The sequence below is a fragment of the Micromonospora sp. NPDC000207 genome (assembly GCF_040300925.1).
Taxonomy (GTDB): domain Bacteria; phylum Actinomycetota; class Actinomycetes; order Mycobacteriales; family Micromonosporaceae; genus Micromonospora.
Genome location: NZ_JBEPEQ010000151.1, coordinates 1 through 11,011, shown reverse-complemented (window position 1 = coordinate 11,011; position 11,011 = coordinate 1). Strand labels below are relative to the sequence as shown.

Below are 11,011 nucleotides of genomic sequence, written 5' to 3'. Positions count from 1 at the left end.
CATCAGACACCGGGAACGGACAGCCGTCAGGCGTCGGAAAGGGCAGGACGAAGCCGACCAGGGCGCTCGCGGCGGCGGCCCGGGCGACGCCCAGGCCGAAACCGTCGACCACCGCGTCGGGGCCGACCCGTCGACGCAGTGCGGGCACCGGCCCGTCGTGGCCGGTGACGGCGGCGTCGAAGCCCGGGTCCCCGGTGAGCGAGGTGTCCAGGTGCGAGTAGAGCAGCAGTTCGTCGGCGTCGCCGTGGGTGGAGGTGGCGACCAGGTTCGCCGCGTCGGGCAGCCCGTCGACGGCCGGTAGCGGGTCGACCCGCCAGGACAGGTGGGGCCACCGGTCGGCGGCGAAGGCGGCCAGCCGCCGGGCGGTGGCGTGTTCGCGCCCGTACGGGCTGGGTCCGGCGGTGAGCACCGCCAGGGTGTCGAGCAGCGCGTCCGGGTCGACGGCGGCGTCGACGGCCCGGCACAGCGCCTCGGGTACCTCGTCGGTCATCGCGCCCTCCCCAACTGTCGTAACTCTCATTCAAGATGACGTCTCGTATGTTGACATAGCCCTGATGGTGTCTCTAGCGTGGCGTGACATCAAAGACACCGCATCCACACCGAAAGCCGCAGGTCGCGGGGCGGGGGCGGTGCCACCAAGACCACTGACACGCGGGAGGACCGATGGCCTACGTGGTCACCGACGAGTGTGTGGACGTGCAGGATCGGTCCTGCGTCGAGGAATGCCCTGTCGACTGCATCTACGAGGGCGACCGGATGATGTACGTCAACCCGGACGAGTGCGTCGACTGCGGGCGCTGCGAACCGGTCTGCCCGGTCACCTCGATCTACCACATCGAGGACCTGCCCACCGCCAAGGCGCACTTCGGCCCGATCAACGCCGAGTTCTTCGTCGAGATCGGCAACCCCGGCGGCGCCCGCAAGATCGGCCGGGTCGGCCGCGACCACCCGGCAGTCACCGAGAGCGCCACCTGATGGCCCAGCAGATCGAGGTCGACCTCGCGGTCATCGGAGCCGGCCCCGCCGGCCTCTACGCCACCTACTACGCGGGGTTCCGGGGCATGAGCGTGGCAGTCGTCGACTCGCTGCCCGAACCCGGCGGCCAGATCGCCGCCCTCTACCCGGAGAAGGACATCTTCGACATCGCCGGCCTGCCGGCGGTCAAGGGTCAGCAACTCGTCGACGCGCTGCTCACCCAGGCCGCCACCGCCAAGCCGACGTTCCTGCTCGGGGAGAGCGCCGTCGACCTGACCACCGGCGAGGACCACGTCCTCGTCGGCACCGACGTCGGCAGCCAGGTACGCGCCAAGGCGGTGCTGCTCACCGCCGGCATCGGCACCTTCACCCCCCGGGAACTGCCCGTCGGCACCGAGTACCTCGGCCGGGGACTGCGCTACTTCGTCCCCCGACTCGAGGAACTCGCCGGCCAGGACGTCGTCGTGGTCGGCGGCGGCGACTCCGCCGTCGACTGGGCCCTGGCCCTGGAGCCGTACGCGGCCAGCATCACCCTGGTACACCGGCGTCCCCAGTTCCGCGCCCACGAACACAGCGTCGCCCAACTGGAACGCTCCAGCGTCCGGATCCGCACCCCGTACGAGGTCAGCGCCGTCACCGGCGACCCGACCCTCACCTCGGTCACCATCAGCGAGGTCCGGGGCGAGGGCCGAGAGGAACTGCCCGCCCAGGCGGTGGTCGCCGCCCTCGGGTTCATCGCCGACCTGTCCGCCATGGAACGGTGGGGGCTGCAGATGCGCCGCCGCTACATCGAGGTGGACCGGTCGATGCAGACCAACCTGCCCCGCGTCTTCGCCGCCGGGGACATCACCGACTACGAGGGCAAGGTCCGGCTGATCTCCGTCGGATTCGGTGAGGCGGCCAGCGCCGTCAACAACCTCGCCCCGCTGGTCAACCCGGCCCTGGGCACCGTACCCGGACACTCCTCGGACTCGGTGTGAGCGCCCCCGCCGCGGACGTGACCGCGCCCCAGCCCACCGCCGCCGCCGGACTGCACCTGCTGGCCACCCGACACGGGTTGGCCCGCCTCGGCGACGACGGCACCGCCGACCTGCTCGACCTGCCGTACCCGGACGTGGCGGCGCTGCTGCAGGCCGGTGCCGGACTCGCCCCGGCCCGCGAGGCCCGGGTCCGTGACCGGGTGCCCCTCGACGACCTCGCCGGGGACGTCGTCGCACCCCTGGCCCACACCCGGTCGGTGTGGGGCGTCGGCCTCAACTACCACTGCAAGGCCCGGCTCACCGGCCGGTCCCTGCCCGAACAGCCGGTGCTCTACCTCAAGGGCGCCAGCGCCGGCTGCGGACCGGACGCGGTGGTGCCGCTGCCGACCTCGGTCAGCGCGCAACCCGACTACGAGGGAGAGGTCGCCCTCGTCATCGGTGCCCGGATGCACCACACCCCCGCCGAGTCGGCCTGGGCGCACGTCGCCGCGATCACCGCCGCCAACGACTGCACCGCCCGGGACGTGATGAAGGCGTCGGCCAACCCGACACTGGCCAAGAGCTTCCCCGGCTTCGGTGCCCTCGGTGCCTCGGTGCTCGACCTGACGGCCGTCGCCGACCGCGACGCCATCCCCGTCCGCACCACGGTCAACGGGGAACTGCGCCAGCAGGCCAGCACCGCCGACCTCATCTTCGGTGTCCCCGAACTGCTCGCCTGGATCACCCGGTACGTCGTCCTGGAACCCGGTGACGTGGTGTTGACCGGCACCCCGGCCGGCACCGGACAGGACCGGGGCTGCTTCCTCGCCCCCGGTGACCTGGTCGAGGTCACCGTCGGCGGGGTGCTGCCCCTGCGTACCCGCTTCCGCGCCGAGACCCCCGACCCCGCCCCGGCGTCCCCGGCCGGTGCCGTCCCCACGGCCTGACCGCCGCCGCCTCAACGAGAGAGAACCTGATCTCATGACCGAGAACTCCCCCCGGTACGACCTGGTCCTCACCGGCGGCCAGGTGTTCGACGCCGACACCGGTGCCAGCCGGGTCGCCGACGTCGCGATCACCGGCGACAAGGTCGCCCGGATCGCCCCCGACCTGGCCGCCGCCGGCACCGAGACCATCGACTGCACCGGCCGGTACGTCCTGCCGGGCCTCGTCGAGGGACACACCCACATCTTCGCCGAGGTGTCCAAGGTCGGCGCCCCGCCGGACGAGGCGCACCTGCGCCGGGGTGTGGTGGCCGCCTGCGACGCCGGCACGGTCGGTGCCTCCACCTTCGCCGCCTTCGAGTCCTACGTCGCCGCACCGGCCCAGATCCGCCTGGTGAACTTCCTCAACGTCTCCGTCCTCGGGCTGATCGACTTCCGCTTCGGCGAGCTGATGAACCCCGACACCCTGGTGCCGGAGGACGCCCTGGCCGTCGCCGAGGCCAACCCGCACCGGGTACGCGGATTCAAGATCCGCCTCTCCGAGGACGTCGTCGGCCACAACTGGCGTCCCCTGCTCAAGCGCTCCCTGTCCCTGGCCGCCGAGGCCGGGCTGCCGCTGATGGTGCACATCGGCGAGACCCCCGAGCCGCTGCCGACGGTCCTCGACGAGTTGCGCCCCGGCGACGTCATCGCGCACTGCTACACCGGCAAGCCGTACGGCATCCTGCGCGACGGCACCGTCCTGCCCGAGGTGTACGCCGCCCGCGAGCGCGGGGTGCTGTTCGAGTCCGCGCACGGCAAGAGCAACCTCAGCTTCAAGGTCGCCAAGCCGGCCATCGAGCAGGGCTTCCTGCCCGACGTGATCACCTCCGACACCAGCGCCCGCAACTGGCGTGGCCCGGTGTTCGACCTGGTCACCAGCATGTCCAACCTCCGCGCCCTGGGCATGACCATGGAGCAGATCGTCCCCCGGGTGACCTCCGCCCCGGCCCGGCTGCTGGGCCTGGACGCCGAGGGCTACGGCAGCCTCGTCGAGGGCGGCCCGGCGCACGTCACCGTCCTGGCCGACGCCGAGGAGGCGATCCTGCCCGACGCCGCCGGCAACACCATGCCCGCCGTCCGGCTGGAGCCGGAGGTCGTGCTGCGCGCCGGGGAGCGGATCGCCACGGTGCCGTGGCGGGGCCTGCCGGCCGACGCGTGAGCCGTCGATGACCACGAGCGACCCGCTCGGGACGCACCGGGCCCGCCGTCGACTGCGCACGACGCTGCGCGACGGCGGGCCACTGGTGGGCACCTTCCTCAAGCTGCCGGGCCCCGACCCGGTGGCCCTGGCCGCCCGCGCCGGGCTCGACTTCGTCGTGCTCGACCTGGAACACTCCGCCCTGGACGAGCGGGCCGTCACCGACCAGCTCCGGCTCGCCGCCGCGCTGGGGCTGCCCGCCCTGGTCCGGATACCGGCGGTGGACCCCGGTCAGGTCAACCGGCTGCTGGAGGCCGGGGCGGCCGGTCTGCAACTGTCGACGGTGCGGACCCGGGCGCAGACGCAGGCCCTGCACGCCGCCGCCCGGTACGCTCCGGAAGGTCGGCGCAGCATCAGCCTGGCCCACCCGGCCGCCGGGTACGGTGCCGACGGCCTGGACGCCTACCTGGCCGCCGAGGCGGCCGACCCGCCCCTGCTGGTCGCCCAGATCGAGACGGCGACCACCGAGGACCCGCTGCCGGAGCTGCTGGACACCGTGGACGTCGCGTTCGTCGGGACCACCGACCTGTCGGTGAGCCTCGGCCTGTCCACCACCGACGACCCGGCGCCGCTGCTGGCCCGCACCGCCGAGGTCGCCGAGGCGACCCGCGTCGGCGGCACCGCCCTGGGCGGGTGGCTGCCGCAGCACACCCCCGAGGCCCTGGCCCGCTTCGGCCTGGCCGACGCCCGCTACCTGGTCCTCGGCTCCGACCTGCAGTTGCTCGGCGCCGGTCTGCGCGGGCTGACCGCGCAACGCTGACCCGACCCGACCTCCCGAAGGGATCCGCCCGACATGCTCAATCCGCAGCTGTACGGCACCTCGGTGAACTGGGACGACATCCCGGCCACCGACGTGCGCCCCGGGGTGCGCCGCAAGGTGTACTCCACCGACGAGGTGCTGTTCGCCTGGCACGAACTCGCCGTCGGCATGGACCTCAACCCGCACCACCACGACGACTTCGACCAGCTGGTGCTGATCCTCGGCGGCCGGTGCAACTACTACGTCGACGGGGTCGCGCACCCGATGGGGCCGGGGTCGATGCTGCTGGTGCCGCGTGGCGCGCAGCACTACATCGAGCCGACCGAGGGGCCGTGCATCAACGTGGACGTCTTCACCCCGCCGAGGGCGGACTTCCTGCCGCACGCGTGGCGTCCCGGACAGGACTGACCCGACCGTGACCGAGATCGTGGTGGTGGGCAGCCTCAACGTCGACGTGGTGGTGCCCCTGGCGGAGCTGCCCGCACCCGGGCAGACGGTGCTGGGCACCGCCGACCACCGGCGGGCCGGCGGCGGCAAGGGCGCCAACCAGGCCGTCGCCGCCGCCCGCCTGGGCCGCCGGGTGACAATGGTCGGCGCTGTCGGCGCCGACGGCGAGGGGGAGTGGCTGACCGGGCTGCTGACCGCCGAGGGGGTGGACACCTCCGGGGTGCTGCGCGCACCCCGCCCCACCGGGCAGGCGATCGTGCTGGTCACCGCCGACGGCGACAGCACCATCGCGGTCAGCTCGGGGGCGAACATGTGGCTCGCCCCCGAGCACCTCGACCCGTTCGGTGAGCTGCTCGGCGGGGCCGGGGCGGTCCTGCTGCAACAGGAGGTCGACGCCGGGGTGGTGGCCGCCGCGGTCCGCGCCGCCGGGGGCCTGGTGGTGTTGAACCCGGCTCCGGCGCGTCCGGTGGATCCGGCGACCCTGGCCCGGGTGGACGTGCTCGTGCCCAACCGGGGGGAGCTGGCCGCCCTGGCCGGCGTGCCCGACGGACCCGCCGACGACCGGGAGGTCGACCGGCTGGTGGCGCAGGCCCGCTCGCTGGGCACCCGGGGGCCGGTGGTGGTCACCCTGGGCTCCGACGGCGCCCTGGTCGTGACCGCCGACAGGCAGTGGCTCGTCGCGGCCGAGCGGGTGGACGCGGTGGACGCCACCGGCGCGGGGGACACCTTCTGCGCCGCGTTGGCCGACGCGCTGCTCGACGGGGCCACCATCGACGCGGCGGCCCGCTGGGCGAGCCGGGTGGCGGCGGTGACCGTCACCCGGGCGGGGGCGATGGCCGCCGCGCCCCGCCGGGACGAGGTTCCGGCCGGGTAGCCCGACCCGCACGCACGTCGGAGCCCCCTGCACCTCGGTCAGGGGGCTCCGACGTACCGCCTCAGACGTGGGTGGGGAAGTCCGCCTTGCGGATCAGGCAGTGCACGCCCTTGATCCCGTCGACGACCTGGCTGATCTCGAAGTCGGCGGCGGCGCTGAGGTAGGCCAGCGCGGTCGGCGCGGGCATGCCCTGCCGGTGGCCGAGGAAGTCCACGGCGGCCCGCACCGCCCGGCGCATCGCCTCGTTCAGGTCGGCGTGCAGGCCGACCGGCAGCCAGTGCGTGTCGGTCTCGGCGAACGGGCTGCCGGCGGTCCCGACCAGGCCCGCGGCCTGGGCCTTCGGGATCACCGTCAGCCGGAGGGTGGCCCGCAGCGGGGCCTCCAACGCGGTCAGGGCCACCTCCCCGTCCCCCTGGGCGTAGTGCGGGTCACCGGCGTAGAACCCGGCCCCGGGCAGCTGCACGGGCAGGTAGAGCGAGGAGCCGATCTGGAGTTCGTTGATGTCGAGGTTGCCGCCGTGGTCGCCGGGGGGCACCGAGTGCACCGGCTCGTCGGTGTCCACGGCGACGCCCATCAGGCCGAGGAAGGGGGCCAGGGGGAACCGGGCGGCCCGGCCGTCGCCGTACGGGAGGGTGCCGTAGAGCCGGCCGCCGCTGGAGACCACCTCGGTGAAGTGGCAGACGCTGCCGTACGCCCGGGGCTGCTCGCCGTCGCGTCCGGTGTCCAGGGGGGTGAGGGGGTACTCCCCGGGTAGCGCGCCGTAGCCGTGGCGGCTGCTGACGAAGCCGTACGGGGCCCGCACGAGCAGGTCGAGCACGTCGACCCGGAGCAGGTCACCGGGCTGCGCGCCGTCGACGGTGATCGGGCCGGTGACGACGTGCGGGCCGTCGGTGTCGTAGTCGTGGGCGACGTCCGAGGCGGCCAGCTCCACCGCGTCGGTGAGGACGTGGTCGGTGTCGACGTCGAACTGCTTGAGGTAGGCGACCGGGTCCCGTCCCTGGTCCTCCAGGATGCCCTCGTGGCTGAGGGTGTCGATGGTCACCGTCTCGCCCGATCGCACCCGCAGCACCGATTCGTGGCGTCGGTCGGGCAGGCGGCCCCACAGGCAGGTCTGCGGGGTGCTCGGCAGGTAGTGGGTTCCGGCGATCGGGCCGTGGTGCGGCTGAAGCATGGGATCCTCCGGGAGGGGTGACACCGTCGGTCGGTGCGATGGATCGGCGCGGCGGTGCGCGAGTGTGCGACGGCCCGGTGGTGCGGGGCCGGTGCGTGTGCGGCCGAGCCGGGGCCGCGCCGAGGTCGATGCTGGGGATCGTGTCCGCCGTACCCGCCCGGTTGTGTTGCACCCGGATTAACAGTGCGTAACCCGGATCCGAGTTACGCCTGCTCTTGACAGCTACCACCCACCGATAGCAGCATCGGAGAGCGAGATGCTGTCTCGCATAACGTAGAAGGCGGTGGGGTGATGACGCAGCAGACGCCGGAACGCCCGAACGGCGGACCCGGTGCCGGTGCGATGATCGACGAGGACTGGGAGGCACTGCGGTTCCGCGTGCACCGCTCGGCGTACCGCGACCCGGAGGTCTTCTCCGAGGAGGTCGCGCGCATCTGGGGCCAGACCTGGCTCTACCTGGGCCACGAAACGGAGGTCCCCAACCCGGGTGACTTCAAGACCCGGAACCTGGGTGGACGACCCCTGATCCTCGTGCGGGACTCCGACGGCCAGGTACGGGTCTTCTTCAACGCCTGCACCCACCGGGGCACCGTCCTGTGCCGTCACAGCGAGGGCAACGCCAAGTTCTTCCAGTGCTTCTACCACGCGTGGGCGTTCAGCAACGCCGGCGACCTGGCCGCACTGCCCGGCGACGACGCGTACCCCGACGACCCGGCGTTCCGGGCCTCGATGGCGCTGCGGCAGGTGCCCCGCCTCGACATCCACGAGGGCTTCGTCTTCATCGCGTTCACCGAGGACGTACCCGACCTGCTCACCCACCTGGGACCGGCCGCGCACTACATGTCGCTGACCGCCAAGATCGGTGACAGGGGCATGACCACCCTGCCGGGTGTCCAGTCCTACAGCGTCAAGGGCAACTGGAAGCTCGCCGTGGAGAACGCCATGGACGGCTACCACTTCGCCCCGACCCACAACACGTTCGTGGGCTACCTGCGGGAGACCGGGTTCGCCGTCACCGACGACGACCAGTACGCCTACGACCTCGGCGGCGGCCACGGACTGCTCGTGCTCACCGGGCACAACGGGCGCATCGGCATGGTCTGGGAGCCCCGCTTCGGCGAGGAGGAGAAGACCCGTACCACCGCCAAGCGCCGGGAGATGCAGGCCCGGCTCGGCGACGACCTGGCCGCCGAGATCGCCGACGCCAGCCGGATCCTGTTCGTCTTCCCGAACCTGCTGCTGTTCGACCTGGAGGCGCTGACCATCCGCCAGCTCGAACCGGTCGCCCCCGACCGCACCGACGTGCGGGCCTGGCAGTTCGTCGAGGTCGGCGAGCCGGAGTCGGTCCGCGCCCTGCGGATCAAGACGATGGTCAGCTTCGTCGGACCGGGCGGCCTGGCCACCCCCGACGACATCGAGGCGTACGAGGCGGTCCAGCGCGGCATCGTGGCCACCGCCGACGCGGGCGACCCGGCCCACGACTGGAGCGACATGTCCCGGGGCATGGGCAACGAGAAGCAGGGCAACCAGGGCCGCTCCATCGACGAGGGCGCCATGCGCAGCTTCTGGCGGCACTGGGCCCACCGGGTCCAGGCCACCACCACCGTCGGCGGCACCCCGCCGGCCGGCCCCGCCAAGCCCGGCCCCAGCCCGCTGCTGGCCGGCACCGGCAGCCCGCAAGAGGGGGCGTGAGCGCGATGTCGACGACGGTCAGCCGTAGGGGAGTGGTCAACGTGGGATCGCGTGAGGTGACCCGGGCCGAGGTGGAGGACTTCCTCTACCACGAGGCGCAGCTGCTCGACGAGTGGCGCCTCGACGAGTGGTTCACCCTCATCGAGGAGGGGGGCCGGCTGGAGGTCCCCACCACCGACTGGGGTGGCTGGGACGCCACCACCGCCGGATACTTCGTCTGCGACGACTACGACCTCATCCAGGCCCGGGTCAAGCGGCTCAAGAGCCGCAAGGCGCACGCGGAGAACCCGCACTCGCGTACCCACCGGATGATCTCCAACGTGATCCTGTTGGAGGCCGGCGCGGAGACCCTCTGGATCACCGCGAACTTCGTCATCCACCGCTACCGCGACGGCGGCGCCTACACCTACGTCGGCCGGTACGAGCACGTCCTGAAGGTCGACCCGGACGGGCTGCGGTTCCGGGTCCGCCGGGCGGTGCCGGTGATGGAGGCGATGGACCCCGGCGCCCGCCTGAGCTTCATCCTCTGACCCGAAGGCCACCCCACATGATCACCCACATGCTGGTCTTCCGGTTCCGCGACGACCTGCCACCCGGTACGGCCGAGTCGGTCCTGGCCGAACTGGAGACCTTCCCCGACACCTACCCGGCGATGCGCAACTGGCGCAGCGGCGTCAACGTCAGCACCCGGGACACCTCCATGACCCACGGGTTCGTCGTGGAGTTCGACTCCGAGCAGGACCTGCTCGCCTACCTCAACAGCGAGTCGCACGAGCGGTTCGTCCGGGAACGCTGGCGTCCCGTCATCGAACGCCAGGCCATCGTCACCCTCCCCGACACCGGGGACGCGCACACCGAGAGGAGCCGCTGATGTCCACCGAGGCCACCCGCCGCCGCGGACCGTACGGCATGGAGTACGCCCGGATCGAGGTGCCGGACCTGGCGGCCTCCATCGAGTTCCTCCAGTACCACGTCGGACTGCAACTGGAACAGCACGACGACGAGTACGCGTTCCTGCGCGCCGACATCGAGCACCACAGCATCGAACTGGTCGCCGCCCCGCAGCGGGAGGTCTCCTGGACCACCGCCATCGGGTTCAGCGTCGAGTCCGAGGCGGTCCTCGACGACCTGCGGGACCGGGTCACCGCCGCCGGACTCGAGATCCTCGACCTGGCCGACCGGGTCAAACCGCTGGTGCAGAACGGATTCGCCGTCCGTGACCCCAACGGCCTGGTCGTGGAGCTGTTCACCGAGTTCACCGAGTACGCCGAGCCGCCGCTGATCGAGCTGCGCCCCGTGGACCTCGTGCACCCCTTCCTCGCCACCGACAAGTACGAGGAGAGCCTGCACTTCTACACCGAGGTCCTCGGCTTCCAGGCCTCCGACCACGTCGGTGACGTGACAGTCTTCCTGCGCTGCGAGGACCGCTACCACCACAGCCTCGCCCTGCAGCGCAACAAGGAGTTCTACGTCGCGCACCTGTGCTTCCGGATGAAGAGCTTCGACCACGTGATGCGTGGCCGGGCCCGCGCCCAGTACAAGCAGGTCCCGATCGCCTCCGACCTGGTCAACCACTCCGCGTCGACGTCGATCGCGTTCTACATGCACGACCCGAAGCACGGTCCCCGCTACGAGCTGTGCGACAGGCACCGGGTCTTCACCCCGGAGGAGCACGCCACGCACCGGGCCCGCCGGATGTCGGTGGACCCGCGCAACATCGACGTGTGGCGTCCGGCCGCCGACGACTGGGGCCGCTTCTAGCCGTCCCCCCGGTGACCGGGGTGTGGGTCGGCTCCCAGGTCCGGCCGACCCCGCACCCCGGTCACCCCGTGCGCCCGTACCCCCGACGTCGGGGGTACGGGCGCCCGTCGTACCGCCCCCCGGTCGGGAGGGCGGGGGGTAGGGGAAGGGTGTTAAAACGGGTGGGTTGGTCTCGGGGGGGGGCGGAT

Annotated in this window: 13 protein-coding genes; 11 read left to right on the top strand and 2 right to left on the bottom strand. The window is 72.3% G+C overall.

Annotated features, from left to right (window positions below):
• Window positions 1–490 (bottom strand): hypothetical protein (locus ABT336_RS25105; protein ID WP_350899693.1); only part of this gene is annotated, 490 nt, incomplete at its 3' end.
• A 173-nt stretch (window positions 491–663) separates the two neighbouring features.
• On the opposite strand from ABT336_RS25105, the gene fdxA reads away from it, so the two are divergent.
• Genes fdxA through ABT336_RS25070 form a run of 7 tightly spaced genes read left to right on the top strand, consistent with a single transcriptional unit; the run spans window position 664 to window position 6,199 of the window.
• The gene (gene fdxA, locus ABT336_RS25100; protein WP_350899691.1) at window positions 664–975 is read left to right on the top strand and encodes a ferredoxin; all 312 of its coding nucleotides are present in this window, start codon (window positions 664–666) and stop codon (window positions 973–975) included.
• Window positions 975–1,955: an NAD(P)/FAD-dependent oxidoreductase gene (locus ABT336_RS25095; protein WP_350899689.1), complete on the top strand. Its 981-nt coding sequence runs from the start codon at window positions 975–977 to the stop codon at window positions 1,953–1,955. The genes fdxA and ABT336_RS25095 overlap by 1 nt, the downstream gene beginning before the upstream one ends.
• On the top strand, window positions 1,952–2,881 hold the full coding sequence (locus tag ABT336_RS25090) for a fumarylacetoacetate hydrolase family protein (RefSeq protein WP_350899687.1): 930 nt from the start codon (window positions 1,952–1,954) through the stop codon (window positions 2,879–2,881). The genes ABT336_RS25095 and ABT336_RS25090 overlap by 4 nt, the downstream gene beginning before the upstream one ends.
• 34 nt (window positions 2,882–2,915) lie before the next feature.
• A complete protein-coding gene (locus tag ABT336_RS25085; protein ID WP_350899685.1) occupies window positions 2,916–4,079 on the top strand; it encodes an amidohydrolase family protein in 1,164 nt (387 codons plus the stop codon).
• Between the two features lie 7 nt (window positions 4,080–4,086).
• Window positions 4,087–4,878: an HpcH/HpaI aldolase family protein gene (locus tag ABT336_RS25080; protein ID WP_350899683.1), complete on the top strand. Its 792-nt coding sequence runs from the start codon at window positions 4,087–4,089 to the stop codon at window positions 4,876–4,878.
• Window positions 4,879–4,911: 33 nt separating this feature from the next.
• Window positions 4,912–5,286 carry a cupin domain-containing protein gene (locus tag ABT336_RS25075; protein ID WP_350899681.1) on the top strand — a complete coding sequence of 125 codons (375 nt, stop codon included), beginning with the start codon at window positions 4,912–4,914 and terminating at the stop codon, window positions 5,284–5,286.
• A 7-nt stretch (window positions 5,287–5,293) separates the two neighbouring features.
• Window positions 5,294–6,199 (top strand): ribokinase, encoded by a 906-nt coding sequence (locus ABT336_RS25070; RefSeq protein WP_350899679.1) that lies wholly within the window; start codon window positions 5,294–5,296, stop codon window positions 6,197–6,199.
• Window positions 6,200–6,260: 61 nt separating this feature from the next.
• Here the strand turns inward: ABT336_RS25070 and ABT336_RS25065 are convergent, their stop codons facing one another.
• Window positions 6,261–7,370: an acetamidase/formamidase family protein gene (locus ABT336_RS25065; protein ID WP_350899677.1), complete on the bottom strand. Its 1,110-nt coding sequence runs from the start codon at window positions 7,368–7,370 to the stop codon at window positions 6,261–6,263.
• A gap of 291 nt (window positions 7,371–7,661) precedes the next feature.
• On the opposite strand from ABT336_RS25065, the gene ABT336_RS25060 reads away from it, so the two are divergent.
• From ABT336_RS25060 to ABT336_RS25045, 4 genes are read left to right on the top strand one after another with little or no spacing between them, the layout of a single operon-like run.
• The gene (locus ABT336_RS25060; protein ID WP_350899675.1) at window positions 7,662–9,062 is read left to right on the top strand and encodes an aromatic ring-hydroxylating oxygenase subunit alpha; all 1,401 of its coding nucleotides are present in this window, start codon (window positions 7,662–7,664) and stop codon (window positions 9,060–9,062) included.
• Between the two features lie 41 nt (window positions 9,063–9,103).
• Window positions 9,104–9,592 carry an aromatic-ring-hydroxylating dioxygenase subunit beta gene (locus tag ABT336_RS25055; RefSeq protein WP_350899673.1) on the top strand — a complete coding sequence of 163 codons (489 nt, stop codon included), beginning with the start codon at window positions 9,104–9,106 and terminating at the stop codon, window positions 9,590–9,592.
• Window positions 9,593–9,609: 17 nt separating this feature from the next.
• Window positions 9,610–9,933, top strand: a complete 324-nt coding sequence (locus ABT336_RS25050; RefSeq protein ID WP_350899671.1) for a Dabb family protein — start codon at window positions 9,610–9,612, stop codon at window positions 9,931–9,933.
• Window positions 9,933–10,823, top strand: a complete 891-nt coding sequence (locus ABT336_RS25045; RefSeq protein WP_350899669.1) for a VOC family protein — start codon at window positions 9,933–9,935, stop codon at window positions 10,821–10,823. The genes ABT336_RS25050 and ABT336_RS25045 overlap by 1 nt, the downstream gene beginning before the upstream one ends.
• Window positions 10,824–11,011: the final 188 nt, after the last annotated feature.